This is a genomic window from Agriterribacter sp., assembly GCF_035497235.1.
In the GTDB taxonomy this organism is placed as follows: Bacteria; Bacteroidota; Bacteroidia; order Chitinophagales; family Chitinophagaceae; genus Agriterribacter.
The window spans coordinates 38,993-56,576 of record NZ_DATJEB010000033.1 but is presented as its reverse complement, the minus strand read 5'-3'; the positions used below and the strand labels follow the sequence as shown (position 1 = coordinate 56,576).

The 17,584-nt window shown below is 42.5% G+C and carries 14 protein-coding genes; 5 read left to right on the top strand and 9 right to left on the bottom strand.

What is annotated here, in order from left to right:
* The first annotated feature begins 302 nt into the window (after positions 1-302).
* The 4 genes from VL121_RS09955 (at position 303) to VL121_RS09940 (ending at position 7,104) form a co-directional block, all read left to right on the top strand.
* On the top strand, positions 303-3,470 hold the full coding sequence (locus VL121_RS09955) for a SusC/RagA family TonB-linked outer membrane protein (RefSeq protein WP_325404749.1): 3,168 nt from the start codon (positions 303-305) through the stop codon (positions 3,468-3,470).
* Positions 3,471-3,506: 36 nt separating this feature from the next.
* On the top strand, positions 3,507-4,994 hold the full coding sequence (locus tag VL121_RS09950; protein ID WP_325404746.1) for a SusD/RagB family nutrient-binding outer membrane lipoprotein: 1,488 nt from the start codon (positions 3,507-3,509) through the stop codon (positions 4,992-4,994).
* Positions 4,995-5,130: 136 nt separating this feature from the next.
* Entirely contained in the window at positions 5,131-5,931 is an 801-nt protein-coding gene (locus VL121_RS09945) for an alpha/beta fold hydrolase (protein ID WP_325404744.1), read from the top strand.
* A gap of 27 nt (positions 5,932-5,958) precedes the next feature.
* Positions 5,959-7,104, top strand: a complete 1,146-nt coding sequence (locus tag VL121_RS09940) for a glycosyltransferase (protein ID WP_325404742.1) — start codon at positions 5,959-5,961, stop codon at positions 7,102-7,104.
* A 67-nt stretch (positions 7,105-7,171) separates the two neighbouring features.
* On the opposite strand, the gene VL121_RS09935 is transcribed toward VL121_RS09940, so the two are convergent.
* The 8 genes from VL121_RS09935 to VL121_RS09900 form a co-directional block, all read right to left on the bottom strand.
* A complete protein-coding gene (locus tag VL121_RS09935) occupies positions 7,172-8,719 on the bottom strand; it encodes a DHA2 family efflux MFS transporter permease subunit (protein WP_325404740.1) in 1,548 nt (515 codons plus the stop codon).
* A 69-nt stretch (positions 8,720-8,788) separates the two neighbouring features.
* Positions 8,789-9,841, bottom strand: coding sequence for an HlyD family secretion protein (locus tag VL121_RS09930; RefSeq protein ID WP_325404738.1), 1,053 nt, complete (start codon positions 9,839-9,841; stop codon positions 8,789-8,791).
* Between the two features lie 30 nt (positions 9,842-9,871).
* The gene (locus tag VL121_RS09925) at positions 9,872-11,197 is read right to left on the bottom strand and encodes a TolC family protein (RefSeq protein WP_325404736.1); all 1,326 of its coding nucleotides are present in this window, start codon (positions 11,195-11,197) and stop codon (positions 9,872-9,874) included.
* 21 nt (positions 11,198-11,218) lie between these two features.
* On the bottom strand, positions 11,219-11,845 hold the full coding sequence (locus VL121_RS09920) for a TetR family transcriptional regulator (RefSeq protein ID WP_325404734.1): 627 nt from the start codon (positions 11,843-11,845) through the stop codon (positions 11,219-11,221).
* A 278-nt stretch (positions 11,846-12,123) separates the two neighbouring features.
* Positions 12,124-12,468, bottom strand: coding sequence for a Spx/MgsR family RNA polymerase-binding regulatory protein (locus VL121_RS09915; RefSeq protein WP_325405171.1), 345 nt, complete (start codon positions 12,466-12,468; stop codon positions 12,124-12,126).
* 23 nt (positions 12,469-12,491) lie between these two features.
* Positions 12,492-12,812, bottom strand: a complete 321-nt coding sequence (locus VL121_RS09910) for a hypothetical protein (protein WP_325404732.1) — start codon at positions 12,810-12,812, stop codon at positions 12,492-12,494.
* A 2-nt stretch (positions 12,813-12,814) separates the two neighbouring features.
* Positions 12,815-13,561, bottom strand: coding sequence for a TIGR02757 family protein (locus VL121_RS09905; protein WP_325404730.1), 747 nt, complete (start codon positions 13,559-13,561; stop codon positions 12,815-12,817).
* Positions 13,562-13,592: 31 nt separating this feature from the next.
* Positions 13,593-14,732, bottom strand: coding sequence for a cystathionine gamma-synthase (locus tag VL121_RS09900; protein WP_325404728.1), 1,140 nt, complete (start codon positions 14,730-14,732; stop codon positions 13,593-13,595).
* Positions 14,733-15,038: 306 nt separating this feature from the next.
* On the opposite strand from VL121_RS09900, the gene VL121_RS09895 reads away from it, so the two are divergent.
* Positions 15,039-15,479, top strand: a complete 441-nt coding sequence (locus tag VL121_RS09895; RefSeq protein WP_325404726.1) for a hypothetical protein — start codon at positions 15,039-15,041, stop codon at positions 15,477-15,479.
* A 187-nt stretch (positions 15,480-15,666) separates the two neighbouring features.
* Here VL121_RS09895 and asnB read toward each other — a convergent pair whose 3' ends face one another.
* Entirely contained in the window at positions 15,667-17,550 is a 1,884-nt protein-coding gene (gene asnB / locus VL121_RS09890; protein WP_325404724.1) for an asparagine synthase (glutamine-hydrolyzing), read from the bottom strand.
* Positions 17,551-17,584: the final 34 nt, after the last annotated feature.

The following is a 17,584-nucleotide window of genomic DNA, read 5'->3' as shown; positions in this document are numbered from 1 at the left end:
AGAAGGGACGCTAATTAAAAAATAAAAGAATGGGCTAATGTTTACAAAGGGTAAACTATTCCTGGACTTTATAATTTAATCCATTCAGGAGAGGTTAATTTAACATTAGTGTAATACTCATTAGGTCAGTTTCTTAGTAATAAAAAAAATATTTGAGTTATTTTTTAACGTTTACTTATTGTTTTTCAAAGAAATACCTATTTTTAGTATTAACAAACAATTAATAATAGTTTCCAATTCCCTTAACCATTATTTTACATTCACCTGTGACCTTTATTATTCTAAAATTTAAAACTACGCTTATGAGCAAAAAGTTAGGTATCTGGCGAATAGGCATCGCCATGCTGGCATTATGGGCCCTGCCATTACTGTCTCTCGCGCAACAAACCGTTACCGGAAGAGTAACTTCTTCCAAAGACCAAAACCCGCTGGAGGGTGCATCCGTTACGATAAAAGGCACGACCAGGGGTACTTTAACCACATCGGAAGGACAATTTTCTATTGATGCCAAAAGAGGCGATGTGCTTGTAATAAGTGGAATAGGATATATATCCACTGAAGTAGCAGTTAGTGGAGCTGTTGTAGCTGTAGAACTCAAAGAAGATACACGTAACCTCAGTGAAGTGGTGGTGACTGCGATTGGAATCAAACAACAGAAAAAAAGATTGGGTTTTACTACCCAGGAAGTAAATACGGAGCAATTGTCCAACTCCCGTACTATGAACCTCGGCACTGCCTTATCCGGGCAGGTGGCAGGTCTTACTGTCACCAATCCTACGGGTATGTTTCAGAAACCTTCGTTTGTATTAAGGGGAAAGAATCCCCTCATTGTTATTGATGGCGTTCCGGTTGAAACGGATTTTTATGATGTTTCCGGTGAAGATATTGAAAACATTAATGTGCTGAAAGGTATTGCCGCATCTGCCTTGTATGGTTCAAGAGGGAAGAATGGAGCCATACTAATCACCACTAAGAATGCAAAAAAAGAAGGGATGGAAGTTAATTTTACTACCAATAACATGTTCACAGCCGGTTTTGCCGCCTTCCCAAAAACCCAAACGGAATATGGTAGCGGATCGAACGGACTATATGAATTCTGGGATGGCGCCGATGGTGGCATCTCCGATGGTGACATGACCTGGGGTCCTAAACTCAACGCCGGTGTTAAAGTTCCGCAATGGAACAGCCCAATCAGGAATAAACAAACCGGAGAAACTATAGAATGGTACGGAGATGTAAAAGGTACCATATATGATGACCGTTCAAAATATGAGCGTGTGCCTACTGACTTTGTTTACCATAACAACCTTAAAGATTTCCTGCAAACAGGTTTTGTAACTACCAATAATTTTTCTGTTGCTTACAAAGGTGAAAAAGCACGGTACTACGCTTCCGGAAAATATGCTTACCAGAAGGGGCAGGTTCCCAATATGTCTCTCACTACAGGTAGCCTTAACTTCAATGCCGCGTTTGATATTTCTAAAAATCTAACAATTGAAAGTTCGCTTTCTTATAATAAGGTATCTTCTCCAAATTATCCGCGATATGGATATGGTCCCAAAAATCACATTTATACAATCCTGATCTGGATGAGTGATGACGTAAACGGAAAGGATCTGAAAAATCATATGTACGTACCCGGACTTGAAGGATACCGTCAGGCTAATTATAACTACGCCTGGTATAACAATCCATACTTTGCTTCGTACGAACTGGAGCAGAAACAGGACAGGGATGTAGTGGATTTGCAAATGAAAGCGTTGTGGAAGGTAACAGAAGACCTTAATATCCAGGTGCGCGGAACAGGCAGAAATGTTTCCAATTTCGAGTCTATGAAAAGTCCCAAGTCTTATATGAACTATGGCGATTCGAGGAATGGTGATTACAAAATATGGAACTCTTCACAATTGAATATTGATGCAGACGTACTGGCATCTTACAGCAAAGAGGTTTCAGAGAATTTCCAGGTAGGTATCAATGCCGGCGCTTCGGTATTTAACCGTAACTATTCACAGGAATACCAATCATCCGATGGTTTGATCGTTCCTTTTGTATACAGCCTTAACAATACACAAGGACCGGTACAGGCAAGTAACTATTTGCAGGAAAAATCAATCCGAAGCGTTTATGGAGCCGCTAATCTGGATTTTTACAATGCAGTTTTCTTAAGTTTTACAGCCCGAAATGACTGGTCATCCACCTTGCCGGTGAAACATAATTCTTATTTTTACCCATCCGTTTCGTTGAGTACTATGGTTTCTGAGTATATCAAGATGCCGTCATTTGTTGATTATTTGAAATTATACTCTTCATGGGCGCAGGTATCAAGCGATTTAAATCCATACAGTATATATTCCGCCTACAATAAAGGGACTACTTACGGTAGTACGCCTTCGGTATATTATCCTGCAGGCATTATTAATCCGAACATTCTTCCGGAAAAATCGTCTTCTTATGAAATCGGGTTGTCTTCTGCCTTCCTTAATAACAGGCTGAGCTTAGATCTGACCTATTATAATATAAAGGATGAAAACCAGATTATTGATTTGGGAATTTCAGAGGCTTCCGGCTTTACATCCCGGAAGGTTAATGGCAATGTTTATACAACCAATGGCTTTGAAATAGTAGCTGGTTATAAAGCTATAAAAAGGCAAAATTTCAGTTGGAGTATTGCGGCTAACTGGTCTACCTATGTAAAGAAAATTACAGAGATTTATGGAGATCAGCCCAAATTTGGCAACCTTAAGTTGGGTGAAAGAGTTGATAGCTATTATGCTACGGTTTGGCAAAAAAGCGCAACAGGAGAGCTGATCCTGGGTGCCAATGGATTGCCTATCAGAGATGCTTTTGCACAGAATCTCGGTCACCTGGATCCGTCCTGGCGATTAGGATTAATGAATAAGTTCAATATCAAAGGCTTTGATATTGGAATAGATATAGATGGCGTATGGGGTGGTATTATGAACTCAACTACCGTAGAAAAAATGTGGTGGGGAGGAAAACATCCGAGTTCAACAGAGTTTCGGGCAGCCGAATATGCCGCGGGGCAACCGGTTTACGTTCCGGAGGGAGTAGTGGTTACAGGCGGAGAACTGCAGCGTGACGTATTGGGTAATGTAATATCCGATACCAGAACTTACACACCTAATAAAACAGCCGTGAGCTGGCAAACCTGGGGGCAGCAATATCCTTACAGGGCCAGGGTAACTGAAAAAGAGAACGAGAAATTCGCTAATACCTTCGACCGTTCATTTTTTAAACTAAGAAGAGTTGCGGTTGGTTATGATCTGGCAAAAGTAATTAATCTGGGTACCTGGATTAAAGGACTGAATGCCCAGGTATTTGGTTATAACCTGCTGATATGGAAAAAAATTCCATTGCTTGATCCTGATTATGGTACTGGTAATGACGGCGACTTACAAGACCCGTCACCCAGGTATGTAGGCTTTTCGCTGAATGTGAAATTATAGTTCAAGTTTATAAACACTTTAAAGCATTAGAACGATATGAAGAAGATACTATTAATAGTTACTGCTGCTTTTTTTGCTTTGGCTTCCTGCAAAAAAGATCTGGCAGAAATAAATGTTGACCCTAACCGGGTAACGGAAACGCACCCTCAGCTTCAACTCACTCAAATTCAATGGAACGCATTTCAATATAACACAGGTACCGGTTCGCTTTATGCTATGAAAATGCTGGTGCAAACTGATGGCGAAAGCAGTGGCCAATATTATAAATGGGATCGTTCCGACTTTGGGGCGTATTCCCGTATGCGGGATGTAACCAAAATGATGGAAGAAGCCGAACGCATTAACAGCAAGGCTTATATTGCACTGGGTAAATTTTTCAGAGCTTTTTATTTTCTTAATCTGACGCTTACCTTCGGAGATGTGCCCTATTCGCAGGCTTTGCAGGGTGAAACACAGGCGGAATATGCTCCGCCGGTATATGATGCCCAAAAAGATGTATTTAAAGGCATCCTGGCCGAACTGAAAGAAGCTAATGATATATTAGCGGCCGAAAACACCATTATTGCAGGGGATATTATTTATGGAGGTGATGTTACAAAATGGCGTAAACTGGTAAATGCTTTTCGTTTGAAAGTGTTACTGCTGCTTTCTAAGAAAGAAGCTGATGCTGATTTCAACCTGAAATCAACCTTTGCACAGATTGTTACCAGTGAACCCCTTTTTACCGGTAATGAAGATGATGCAAAATTAGTATTCCTTGATCAGCAGGGAAACCGCTATCCTGAATTCAATTCCAGCGGATATGGCTCCGGTATGTATATGGATTCTACTTTTATACGCCGCCTGCAGGATCGTGAAGATCCGCGGTTGTTTATTTATTGTACGCAAACCAAAAATGCGGAAGATGGTGGCCTGGCTATTGATAACTTTGCTGCCTATGAGGGTGGAGACCCTGCCGCTCCTTATGCGGAAGTAAATACCAAGGCAGCCAACGGTAAAACTTCTAAAGTAAATAACAGGTACCATAAAGATCCAACTACAGAGCCATTGGTGCTGTTGGGATATGCCGAACAACAATTGATTATTGCAGAAGCCATTGTAAGGGGCTGGGTTGCAGGAAATGAAGTGGATTATTACAACCAGGGCGTAAAATCATCCTTTAAGTTTTACGAAACGTATGCCAAAGGATTGGGGAGCTATGTAACACCCGCTAAGGCAGATGCTTATCTTGCCAAAGCAATTAATAACCTTTCAACTGCGGCCACGCCGGAAGAAAAGATTGAAAAAATAATTATGCAGCGTTATTTACGCGCATTCCAGCAATCTCCGTGGGGACCGTTTTTTGACCATCTCAGAACCGGCTATCCCTCGTTCCGCAGGCCTGCAGGGGTTGCCATACCTTTTCGCTGGATTTATCCGGAGGCAGAATATAACAATAATGCTACCAACGTTTCCGCGGCAATTAAAAATCAGTTTGGCGAGGGAAATGATAAAATCAGCGCTGAACCGTGGTGGGTTAAGTAAACAAAGTTGCAACTTGGAATTTTTATACCCCTTTGGGAAACCAGGAGGCTGTCATTCATGGCAGCCTCTTTTTTTATTACTGCTACCCGTTTCAAATGCTTATTTCCCTGTTTTCATCTACATTTGAAAATACCGCATGTTATCATTTTTCATTCCATACAAAAGTTCGCAAATACATTGTTTGCAATGGGGAACAGGTGAAAAAATATTACTCTGTTTTCATGGCTTCGGTGAAACCGCTGACAGTTTTATACCTATTGCCCGGCAGGTTGAAAATAAATATACCATTATAGCTGTTGATCTTCCCCTGCACGGAAAAACGGTATGGAAGGAAGGAATGACATTTACCATTGAAAACCTGGTAGCGATTATTGACGCCATACCTGTAATGCATAAGCGCTCTTTTTTGGTGATGGGCTACAGCATGGGCGGCAGGATAGCATTGCATTTATACCAGCTTATCCCCCAACGGATAAGGCAATTGATTTTGCTGGCGCCAGACGGATTGAAAATCAACTTTTGGTACCGGCTGGCAACGCAAACCATCTGGGGCAACAGGTTGTTTAAATACTTTATGAAAAAGCCCGGTATTTTTTTTAGAGTTACCACTACGCTCAAAAACAGGGGGATGATTAATATGGGCGTATACAATTATGTACACCAGTACCTCAACCAGGAAAATAAGCGAACGCAATTGTATACCATATGGACTACCATGCGTAAATTGAGACCACGGGTAAAAATGATAAAAGCGCTTATTCCAAAGAATAATACACCCGTACTTTTAATATACGGCCGGTACGACAGGATAATACGCCATACTACAGGCAGTCATTTTAAAAAAGGTATAGAAGACTACTGCACGGTGCATATCCTTCCCTGCGGTCACAGGATATTGCACGAAAAAAACACGGCGGCTATTGCCGCTTTATTATAGTAGCGCAATTTGCCCTAATTTGTGTGTATGATATTATTTATCATCAGTTTTGTTTTGCTGAGCGCATATTATTTTTTGATACATTATTATCATAAAGGGTGGAAACAGGTTCCCCGTTTCGATAATACAATAACAAACGATTTTATTGCTGCAGAAAAAATTTCAGTGATCGTTCCGGCGCGAAATGAAGAAGCCGTAATAGAACAATGTATCCTTTCCCTATTACAGCAATCCTACCCAAAAGCATTATTAGAAATTATTATAGCGGATGACCACTCAACCGATGGCACGGCCGCTATCGTTCAGCGCTACCGCAACCAGAACATACAATTATTATCCCTGCAGGAAAAAACCATCTCCGCCCGGCCAATAATGGCTTTTAAGAAAAAAGCAATAGAAACGGCCATACAGGCGGCAACCGGCACTTTAATAGTTACTACCGATGCGGATTGCACGTTCCATAAAAACTGGATCAGCACCATTGCCGCTTTTCACCAGCATAGTAAAGCGGTTTTCATTGCATCGCCTGTAAAAATAAAACCCGGCAATACATTGCTTTCCGTTTTTCAAAGTATAGATTTTGCCATTCTGCAGGGTATAACGGGAGCTTCCGTACATACAAAATTTCACAGCATGTGCAATGGCGCCAACCTTGCCTACAAAAAAACAATTTTTAACGAAGTAAATGGTTTTGAAAACATTGATCATATTGCTTCAGGCGATGATATGCTGCTTATGCAAAAAATATACAGCAGGTACCCCGGTGGAATTGCTTACCTGAATGCACCGGAAGTTATCGTGGAAACTTTACCTGCCCTTAGCTGGAAAGCTTTTATTAACCAGCGGATCCGCTGGGCCAGTAAAACCGGGCAGTATAAAGACAAGCACATTGTATTTGTACTCGCGCTTGTATATATACTTAACCTGTGCCTTTTTATTTTATTGGCCGGAAGTATAGTATACCCCGGCTGGCTATTATTTTTTGCAGTGGCTGTTTTTTATAAAACACTTATTGAATGGCATTTTGTAAAAGAGATATTAGCCTATTTTAACCTTCAGCAGCTTATGCGCTGGTTCCCGCTGTTTCAGCCATTGCATATAGCCTATACCGTTATAGCGGGTTTTTTGGGCAGCTTCAGCAGTTATGAATGGAAGGGAAGGAGGGTGAGATGAAGAGGGGTATGAAAGTGTGAAAGTGTGAAAATGGAGAGAAGTCAAAAAAATACTGTGCGATGATTTTTTAATGCGCATTTACCGGTAGCGTTATATTCTTTTTAAATTTTTGCAGGTAGATCATCGGGATGCAGCAAAGCACAAACAGTCCTACCAGTAAATAAATATTATCATAGGTTACCAGCATGGTTTGTTTTGCAACAGCTCCTTCTATGGCCCTGTTGGCCATTTGCTGCGCATCGAAAGCGCTATAGCCCCTGCCCTGGAAACCCTGTATATAGGCCTGCTGTCTTTCTATAAAAGCCGGGTTGTAAGGGTTAATATTTTCTAATAAAATATTCCTGTTGATGCCGCTTTTAATATGAATGAGCGTGGTAAGAATGGCGATACCAAAAGAGCCGCCTAACTGCCGCATCATATTGTTCAAGCCTGTGCCCTGGCCAATATCTTTTCCGTGCAAATCCTGCACAGCCAGTGTAGTAAGCGGAACAAACAGCATACTCATGCCAATACCCCGTATAATCAAAGGCCAGAAAAAATAATGGGTACCCGACTCCAGCGTAGCATTTGACATAATGAGACTGAACACAAAAAACAATACGAATCCTATAGTAGACATAAACTGGGCAGGCACACCGCGTTTCAGCATCATACCTACAAAAGGCATCATACATATGGTTGCCACACCACCGGGAAACAATAATTCGCCGGTTTGCTGCGCCGAAAAACCAAGCAGGTTCTGGCAAAACACCGGGAAGATGAATACAGAGCCATATAAAGCAAAGCCCAGCGAAAAGGAAGTGAAGATGCCCACACTAAAGCTTCGGTATTTTAGTATCCTGAAGTTTACTACCGGGTGATTGGTACGCAGTTCCCGCCAGATAAAAGCAACAGCGGCAACAACAGCGCTAATGGTAAGCACCGCTATATAAGGTGTAGCGAACCAGTCTTCGGTCTCTCCCTTTTCCAGCACCACCTGCAGGCTTCCCACCCCAATGGCCAGAAAGCAGATACCCCACCAGTCAATGGGTTGTCCTTTGGCATATTTGGGAGATTCTTTTACAAACATCGAAACCAGGAATACTGCCAGGGCGCCCACAGGCACATTTACATAAAAGATCCATGGCCAGCTAAAATGGTCGGTAATATAGCCCCCGATAGTGGGTCCTATGGTAGGACCAACCACTGCGCCCAGTCCAAACAGCGCGGTAGCCATACCTACCTCTTCGCGTGGCCAGGTTTCTAATAATATAGCCTGCGCTGTAGAAAGTATTCCACCGCCTGCCAGCCCCTGTAATATGCGGAAAGCGATCAGCTCATACAATCCGGTGGCATTACCGCAAAGCACGGAAGCGATAGTAAATAAAATGATAGAGGTTATGAAATAGTTCTTTCTTCCAAACCGGTCGCCCAGCCAGCCCGACATGGGTAGCACAATTACATTGGCTACCGCGTAACCCGTTACCAGCCACCCCGCATCTTCGAGCGTTGCCCCCAGGTTGCCCATGATCTGCGGCAACGCCACATTCACAATGGTAGTATCAATTAGCTCCAGTAATGAAGCCATGATTACCGTAAGCGTAATGATCCATTTTCTTAAGCCATGCTCCGCCATCGCTTTTTTTGAATATTTTTTTCTATGAAACTAAACCCAGTATTACCACTCACCACTCACTACTCACCGCTACTTCGTATGCACCACAACTTTTACACTCATTCCGGGTCGCAGCTTTTCCATTAAAGCAGGATTCGGATCCAGTTCTATCCTTACCGGCAGGCGCTGCACCACTTTTACGAAATTACCGGTAGCGTTATCGGGCGGAAGTAAAGAAAACTTTGCGCCGGTAGCGCCTGCAAAGGATGCTACCGTTCCTTTTACCGCCGAATCCGGATAAGCATCCACACGAACGTTTACTTTTTCACCAATCCTCAGGTCTTGCATTTGTGTTTCCTTAAAATTGGCAGTTACATATATGCCTTTATCATTTACAATGGCAAGCATGGGCTGACCGGCCTGCACTAATTGACCTAACTGAATATTTCTTTTGGAGGCGATGCCATTTGCAGGGGCAATGATAGCCGTGTACGATAATTGCAGTTTGGCAAATGCTACATCAGATTCCCTGCCGGCGATATTAGACGCCATTGCCATAGTCTGCTGTTCGTTGGTGCTTACTTTTTTATTAACTACCGGCACCTGGGTTTGAGCAACAAGCAAGGCTGCCTCCGCCGATTCCTTTTCGGCTTTTGCGCCATCGTATTGTGCTTTGGTAATCGCATGATCGCTGAACAGGTTTTTATAACGGTTGTAATCTTCAGAAGCCTTCCATACTTTTATTTTCGCGGCTTCCACATTGGCCCTGGCGGTAGCAATACCAGATTCGGACTCCTGTACCGCATAACGGGATACGATTACCGATTGCCTGGCCGATGCCAGGCCTGCTTCTGCCTGTTGCAGTTTGATGTTATAATCCCGGTCATCTAATATAGCCAGCGTATCACCGGCCTTAACTTCCTGGTTATCGGTAAAGCGTATTTCTTTTACATACCCGCTCACTCTTGCTATTACAGGGCTGATGTCGGCATCTATCTGCGCATCGTCTGTTACTTCATGGCTTTGAAAATAAAAATATTCTCTCAGCGTAAATATCAACGCCACAATCAGAACGAGCGCCAGTATAACAGGGAAGATGATTTTTTTTCCTTTGCTTTTTTCCGCTTGTTTTTTTTCACTCATAAAATAGCTTTAAGCCTTGTTTGGATTAGGTTATGGCTCAATATGCCCGGTTGATTTCAAAAGCGTATACCAGGCTGCCGTTGCATCACACTTAGCGAGCTCCAGACCAATGCGTGATTGGTACAATAAGGTTTGTGCATCAATCCGGTCGGTAGTAGTAGCCAGGTTATTACGAAACTTCGATTCCATGATGCGCTCGTTTTCCGTAGCCTGTGCAATAGCGTCCTGTAGAACACTTATTTTTTCCAGTGCCTGTTTATACTGCCGGTAACTTTGATTTACTTCCGTTTTGATCTGATCCCGCATCATATCATACCTGCCGGCAGCTTCCTGTTTCTGAATTTTTGATTCGGTTAGCTTGTTTTTATTTTTATACAGGCTGCTAATATCCCAGGCCACATTTACGCCCACTATAAAAGGCGCCAGGTAGCCGCCGTTTTTGGGAATAATATTTCCGGATGGATTAATGAAGTACAAATTGCCACCCGCACTTACGGTTGGCAATTTTTCATCCTGTGTTTTTTTTATGCCGATGTCAGTAAGTTTCAACTGGTATTGCAGCGCTGTTAATGCTTTACGGTCTTTCAATGCCAGCTCGAGGAAATTTTCAAACGAATTATTTACCCCCAGCTTATAACCCACATCTTCTTCTTCAATAACAATGCTGTCGGGCAGACCTAACAATATATCTAAGTTATAGTTAACTATTTTCCGGTTATTATCCAGCTCAATTGCGTTCAGCTTCATTTTTGATGCTTCCAGTTCAAACCGCAATACATCATTTTTTGTGGCCAGCCCCTGCGCTTCAAACTTTTTAATTTCAGCGAGTTTATTTTCTATGTCTTTAAGGTTTTGTACAAGTATCTTCTGGTTCTGCCGCAGCTTATAGTAATTGATATACGATTGAATAATATCAAAAGCCACTTCTTCTTTATCCGATTCAACATTCAGCCTGCTTATTTGCAGCAGCAGGTTTGCCGACTGCCTGGCATACCGCAACCGGTTGCCTTCAAAAACAGGCTGGTTAATGCCGAGTGAAGACTGGTATAAAATATTATCAAAAGGCAGACTTAATTTCTGAGGATCATTACTATTAGTGCTTGGCAGGTAAAATGTTTGCGAAAGCATCAGTGCGTGGTTGTAGCCAGCACTTATTTTGGCAGATGGGAGTGAAGCGTCTTTAGCCTGCTCCTCCTGCGATATAGCCTGCTCCATTTCCAGTGTGCGGAGCTTTAATTGTTTGCTGTTCCGGATGCCCATTGTTACTGCATCCCGGAGATTTAATATTTTGGTTTGAGCATATAATTGAAAAATTCCCGTTACCCAAAAGAGTAGTACGGCTGCTGATTTTTTCATATTGTACTATAGTTGAGCTTTTTAATGCTGACTTTTTATATCGAGGTGGGCTTTCAGCAATGCTTTCAGGTGTATTTTTAGTTTGGGGATCATTTTTTTGCTGTACGTTTCCTCATCATTTTTGTCAATATGCATTAACCTGCAATACAAGCTTTTGGATAAAGTAACCTGGGTAAGCGTTCCCATTATGCAGCCAACAGTAAGTTCCATATCTACCTTCCTGAACACTTTCAGCTTTTGACCTTCCGTAATGATCTTTTTTATCTGTTCGAAGTTCTTCAGTTTAATATCAGTGATCATTTCTCTTATATCATCTGATTGTATGGTAGGCAGATGCAGCGTCATGATGCAATGAAATTTGTAATTGTTTACGATCTTATCTACATACAGGTCAATAAGCCGTTCCACCTTATCCCAGGGAGACAACTGGTCATCCTTATTTATTTCTTCCAAAATACCGTGGGTGTAGCTCGATCTGTGGGCAATAAGCGCTACCAGTAATTTTTCCTTTGATCCAAAATAATAGGAGATCATAGCAAGATTGACCCCTGCCTGCCCTGCTATATCTCTTACAGAAGTACCCTCAAACCCTTTCTCCGCAAAAAGCTGCTCCGCGGCATCTAATATGTGTACCCTTTTGTCTTTCATAAAAGATTTTATTCCGGGCGCGAAATTAAACAATCGTTTAAATTAAACAACCGTTTAACTCTATTCTTTCGTTAACCCTTTGTTATCGGCACACAGATAAAGTACTCCTTAATTTTAAAAGAAAATCCTATATAAAAACAGAACCGTAGCTGAGATTGGGCAATAACCGCAGGAGGTCAAAAATGATTGACTATATGAAGGAGGACTTCCTTCACGTCTCTCTTTTCACGTCTGGCACAGGAGTAAAACATATTTGCCATTTACCAGGACGTAGTACTCTATTTGAGCTCCTGTACATAGCGTGCTTCATTATAACCAACCATTATTTTCCCGCTATATTCAATAACCGGGCGTTTAATAATGCTGTGATGCGTTAGCATTACCTGAACTGCCGCTTTTTGATTGGTTATCGCGGCCTGTTGCCCGGGTGTTAAATTGCGCCACGTGGTGCTTTTTTTGTTGAGTACCTGCTCCCAGCCCACCTGTTTACTCCAGGCATTGAGCTTAGCGGCTGTTATGCCCGATTCCCTGAAATTGTGAAACGTAAAGTCTATTTTTTCTTTTTTCAGCCACAGGATTGCTTTTTTCACTGAGTCGCAATTCGGTATTCCGTAAACGATCATTTGTGTATTGGTTTTAAGATAACTTACCATTTGTCTTCTGTGTCATCGGGGTTATCAAAATACTTAGTATCATAACGGCTTTTTATTTTTTCTTTTTGTCGCTCTACAATTAAGCCGGCAATAATAGCTGCCGCGTCTTCATCCCCGTTTTCCTGTAATAATTGCTTTAACTTTTGTTCGCTAACATCTATGCGGTACAATATATTGATCAATCCCCGGAAATTATTTTCAATCAGTTCACTTATTTTTTTCTGTATACGCAGTAGCAGCTCCTTTTCATCTAACGGATCGTGCAGATCAATTGACAGGTAGTTCTGCAGTAAGGTAATTAATTTATTATCCATGATTAAAATTTTTCAACAACACCTAATCCAAATAAAGCAAAGTCATATTTCACCGGATCATTTGCACAAAGTTGCCGTAAATGTTCCGTTAATTCTAATGCCGCCAGCCAGTCGGTTTGATGGCGCGTTACCATGTTAAAACGTTTGGCCACACGGGCTACATGTACATCAATAGGGCAAATGAGTTGTGCGGGAGATATGTTTTTCCATAGTCCAAAGTCAACGCCCCTGTTATCATTTCTTACCATCCATCTTAAAAACATATTGAGCCTTTTGCAGGTAGATTTTTTTTCCGGAGAGGCAATATGCTTTCGCGTACGTGCGGGTGCATCTTCGGGGGAAAAGAAATAATGATGAAAACCACGAAGGGCGTTTTCTATAGTACTGTCTTCCGGTAGCATCCATTGGGTAAAAGCTGCTTCCAAAGAAGCATGATGTGTATAATGGTATTTTAAAAATTCAACGAAATATAAAATGTCTGTTGCATTAAATGTTCTGTGCTTAAATACCAGTAACCTTTTTAATTCCCTTTCACCTGCATGCAGGCAGAAATCATGCGGGGCATTATCCATGAGCTGCATCAGGAATTTGCTTTTGGCAATAATAGTGGTACGGTTGCCCCAGGCCAAAATGGCGGCAAACAGCGCTGCTATTTCTATATCCTGCTTTTTGGTAAAGGCATGGGGAATACAAACAGGATCACCGGTAATAAAGGAAGGATGATTGTATTCATCCGCCTTTCTGTTCATAAAATCTTTAATGGTATCATCCATCATACCCTTATCCTAATGCCTGCGCCAGGTCTGCTTTCAGGTCTTCCGCATCTTCAATACCAACGCTCAGGCGGATCAGGGAATCTACCAGGCCGTTTGCTATCCTTTCTTCTCTTGGAATGGAAGCATGCGTCATGCTGGCCGGATGGCCGATGAGCGATTCCACACCACCTAACGACTCCGCACAGGCGAAAAGCTTTGTAGATGACAGTACCTTTTCTGCCGCAGCCAGCGTATTGTCTTTCAGCTCAAAGCTGATCATACCGCCAAAGCCGTGCATTTGTGCTTTGGCTATCGCATAACCAGGGTGATCTTCAAAACCGCACCAGTGCACTTTGTCTACTTTGGGATGCCGGCGCAGGAAATGTGCGATCTGCTCCCCATTCTCGCAATGCCGCTGCATACGTACATGCAACGTTTTTAATCCGCGCAGCAAAAGAAAACAATCCTGCGGACCGGGCACCGCGCCACACGCGTTTTGTAAAAAATATAACCGGTCCGCTATTTCCTTATCATTGGTAATAATGCATCCATGTACTACATCGCTGTGCCCGCCAATATATTTGGTGGCAGAGTGCATTACAATGTCGGCCCCAAGGTCAAGCGGGTTTTGCAGGTAGGGAGACGCGAAGGTGTTGTCTACTGCCAGCACCGCGCCTGCTTTCTTTGCAATAGCCGCACAGGCCTTAATATCAATGATCCGTATCAATGGATTGGTAGGTGTTTCTAACCATATCATTTTAGTAGCGGGCGTAATGTATGTACTGATGTTACCGGCATCGCTCATATCAATAAACCGGAATTTTAATCCGTAGGGTTCCCACACTTTTCTCATGAGCCTGTACGTGCCGCCATACAAATCGTTGGTACTGATAATTTCATCGCCCGGCTTAAAAAGTTTCAGCAAGGTGTCTGTTGCTGCAAGTCCGCTGCCAAAGCTGATGCCATATTTTCCATTCTCCGCGGCGGCAAGTGCGTTTTGCAATTGTGTGCGGGTAGGGTTTTGCGTGCGGGCATATTCGTATCCTTTGTGTTTGCCAGGGCCATCCTGCACAAAAGTTGATGTTTGATAAATGGGCGTCATAATAGCGCCGGTGGAAGGATCGGGATGCACACCGGCGTGAATGAATTTTGTAGCTGGTTTCATATTTGTATAGAATGAAATGCAAAGATGCGAAAATGAAATGAGTTTCAACTTATCAAGTTCTTTTCCGGAATTCCAGTTTAACACAAAGTTAACCCGGGCTGAGTAACAATCGGCAATGTTGCTGAAATCCTTTGCAGATAAGGGTTACAGCCTCTCATGCACAGGCGTTAACAGAGCGTGCCTGTTTTCTGTGAGCGGCATCTTATCTTGATGCTTCCGCTGGCGTAGTATCATTTTTAAATAAACGGGCGCTTTCTATTTTTGATCCGTTAATTGATTTTTAATTATTCAAGTAAATGAAATGTTATGAAAAAGATAGTTGTTCTGGCCATTGTTGCCCTGATGTCGGCAGGCGCGTATGCCAATGCGCCATCCGTTACAGAAAAAGTACTTAAAGCTTTTCGTGAAACGTTTAGCGATGCCCAAAATGTAAGCTGGCACGAAGCGAATGATCAATATTCCGTTCGTTTTTTTCAGTCAGATGTAAGGTATATTGTGTATTACAATAAAAACGGAAGAATCACCGCTTCTATGCGCTTTTACGACCCTTCTTTACTTCCGATGAATATTTTGTCGGAGATCAAAAGAACTTATCCTGACAAAAAAGCGTTTGGCGTTACTGAAATCACTTCCGGAGATAATACGGCTTATTTTATAAAAGTGGAAGACAGCAAACATTGGCATACCATTAAGGCAGACGCTTATGGCAACAGCGAAATATATGAAACGCTGCGGAAGCAAAAATAACGTGCGTTTTGGATGTTAGTGAACACCACATAGAAGCACATAGGGATTGGCTTTCTTCTATTGTGTTGCTATGTTTCTACTGTGTCCTTGTGGCCATTTTTTCTCAACACATAGGAGTATAGGCACATAGATACACATGAGTTACTTTCTTCTATTGTGCTTCTACTGTGTCTATGTAGTCGTTTTCTTACTGCTGCAATAAAGTGGATGCGATAAGATAACGCCAGTCGTTATTCTCCGGTGCATAAGCGGATTGTGGCCGAACCGGCGTTTTTAAAACAGCTTTGCTGAGAATGCCTGCAGCCGAAAGTTTTTGCCTGGCATCATGGATGCGCTCCTGCAAAGCGGGCTGCTGCATCCAATGCAATTGAGGAGGTTCAAAACCAATTTTATTTTTTCTCCAGGTAACGGCTGCGGGCAATTCTTTTTTCATTGTTTCCCTGAGTATCCATTTGGTATAGCCGTGCCTTATTTTGTAATTGCCAGGCAGGGAAAAAAGAAAGGTCACTAATTCATGATTAAGAAACGGCAGGCGCAGTTCCATACCGTGGGCCATGGAATTGCGGTCTGCATAATTTAATAATTCCTCCAGCCCGTGCTGCATGGTATTGTGGTACAGTATATCATTCAGGCTGGTGATATAAGGTTTACATGAGGCATCTCCGCTATTAAACGCACGTAAAAACGCAGGTTCTATTTCCGTATTGGCGCTTAACCTTTTATTTTCTCTTTTTTGAAGCAGCAGGGCGGTGAGTCCGGGTGCATATGCCGCTATATGATTTTTATAGCCCCACTCAAAAGCTATGCGATTATCTGTTAATTTTTTTCTTTCGCTTTTAAACTGTGCCATTTTTCTATGCCTTAGCATTTCCTGCAGCCACCAGTGTATATATTTTGGATACCCGCCAATGGTTTCATCGGCCCCCTGGCCGTCTAACAGCACTTTAATACCATGCTGTTTGGCCAACCGGCATACGGTATACTGTGTAAACACGCTGGACGATCCTATAGGCTGCTCATGGTGATAACACAGTTTTTCCAGGGCATCAATCAAACAGGAATGCGTAGGCGAAACCGTGAAATGCGCTAATCCAAACGCAGATACTACTTCCTGTATAAGTGCCGATTCATCTTTTTCATAACCCGGGAAAACGGCTGAAAAACTTTTATACCTTTTATCTCCCGGCATCAGGCTGTGTATAACACTTGCAATAGATGCGCTATCTAAACCTCCGCTCAGGCTGGTTCCTACGGGTACATCACTTCTCAGTCTTCTTTTTACGGAGGTAAAAAAAAGCGACCTGAATATTTCTACCGCTTCTTTTTCAGTGCGTGGATTCGTGTTGTCTTTATCAATATCCCAGTAGCGGCAGGCTGTTATATGCCTGTGTTTAACCTGCCATTTCATATAATGTGCGGGTGAAAGTGCGTATATTTTTTTATAGAAAGTGCGGTGCTTTTCCACCGTGAACTGTGTAAGCCCTAACCCGATATAATAGAGCAGGGCTTCCTCATCCACATTTCTTTCTATTCCCGCTGCCCACAGGGCCTTCATCTCACTGGCAAAAAGAAAAGTGTTATTGGCTTCGTCAAAAAAATAAAAAAAAGGCTTTTCCCCAAACCTGTCTCTTGCCGCAAATAGGGTTTGCGCCGCTTCATCCCAAATGGCAAAGGCAAACATGCCGTCAAAATATTGCAGGCAGTCTTCTTTATAGCAATCGTATGCCGCCAGTATTACTTCCGTATCCGATTCGGTACGGAAAATGTATCCTTTGGATAGCAGTTCTTTTTTTATCTCAGGATAATTATAGATCTCCCCATTATAGGTTATGGTATACCGTTGGGCTGATGCGGGGGAACCACCGGTAGAATAATGCATGGGCTGTGCCGCGGCTTCGCTTAAATCAATAACAGATAACCGGCGGTGGGCAAAGCCAACTGATTGGTTATTATTGATCCAGTATCCTTCACCATCGGGGCCGCGGTGCGCTAAAGCGCCTGCCATTTTTTGAAGTTGGGCAGTACTGATTAAGCTGGGGTTGGGTGATATTATACCGGCAATGCCGCACATAGCAGGTAAATATCGAAAATCTTTAAGGCAAATA

What these genes read in the sequence shown, in the direction of transcription:
- VL121_RS09955 (WP_325404749.1), top strand. Translation starts at nt 303, where the DNA reads ATGAGCAAAAAGTTAGGTATCTGGCGAATAGGCATCGCCATGCTGGCA.
- VL121_RS09950 (WP_325404746.1), top strand. Translation starts at nt 3,507, where the DNA reads ATGAAGAAGATACTATTAATAGTTACTGCTGCTTTTTTTGCTTTGGCT.
- VL121_RS09945 (WP_325404744.1), top strand. Translation starts at nt 5,131, where the DNA reads ATGTTATCATTTTTCATTCCATACAAAAGTTCGCAAATACATTGTTTG.
- VL121_RS09940 (WP_325404742.1), top strand. Translation starts at nt 5,959, where the DNA reads ATGATATTATTTATCATCAGTTTTGTTTTGCTGAGCGCATATTATTTT.
- VL121_RS09935 (WP_325404740.1), bottom strand. Translation starts at nt 8,719, where the DNA reads ATGGCGGAGCATGGCTTAAGAAAATGGATCATTACGCTTACGGTAATC.
- VL121_RS09930 (WP_325404738.1), bottom strand. Translation starts at nt 9,841, where the DNA reads ATGAGTGAAAAAAAACAAGCGGAAAAAAGCAAAGGAAAAAAAATCATC.
- VL121_RS09925 (WP_325404736.1), bottom strand. Translation starts at nt 11,197, where the DNA reads ATGAAAAAATCAGCAGCCGTACTACTCTTTTGGGTAACGGGAATTTTT.
- VL121_RS09920 (WP_325404734.1), bottom strand. Translation starts at nt 11,845, where the DNA reads ATGAAAGACAAAAGGGTACACATATTAGATGCCGCGGAGCAGCTTTTT.
- VL121_RS09915 (WP_325405171.1), bottom strand. Translation starts at nt 12,468, where the DNA reads ATGATCGTTTACGGAATACCGAATTGCGACTCAGTGAAAAAAGCAATC.
- VL121_RS09910 (WP_325404732.1), bottom strand. Translation starts at nt 12,812, where the DNA reads ATGGATAATAAATTAATTACCTTACTGCAGAACTACCTGTCAATTGAT.
- VL121_RS09905 (WP_325404730.1), bottom strand. Translation starts at nt 13,561, where the DNA reads ATGAACAGAAAGGCGGATGAATACAATCATCCTTCCTTTATTACCGGT.
- VL121_RS09900 (WP_325404728.1), bottom strand. Translation starts at nt 14,732, where the DNA reads ATGAAACCAGCTACAAAATTCATTCACGCCGGTGTGCATCCCGATCCT.
- VL121_RS09895 (WP_325404726.1), top strand. Translation starts at nt 15,039, where the DNA reads ATGAAAAAGATAGTTGTTCTGGCCATTGTTGCCCTGATGTCGGCAGGC.
- asnB (WP_325404724.1), bottom strand. Translation starts at nt 17,550, where the DNA reads ATGTGCGGCATTGCCGGTATAATATCACCCAACCCCAGCTTAATCAGT.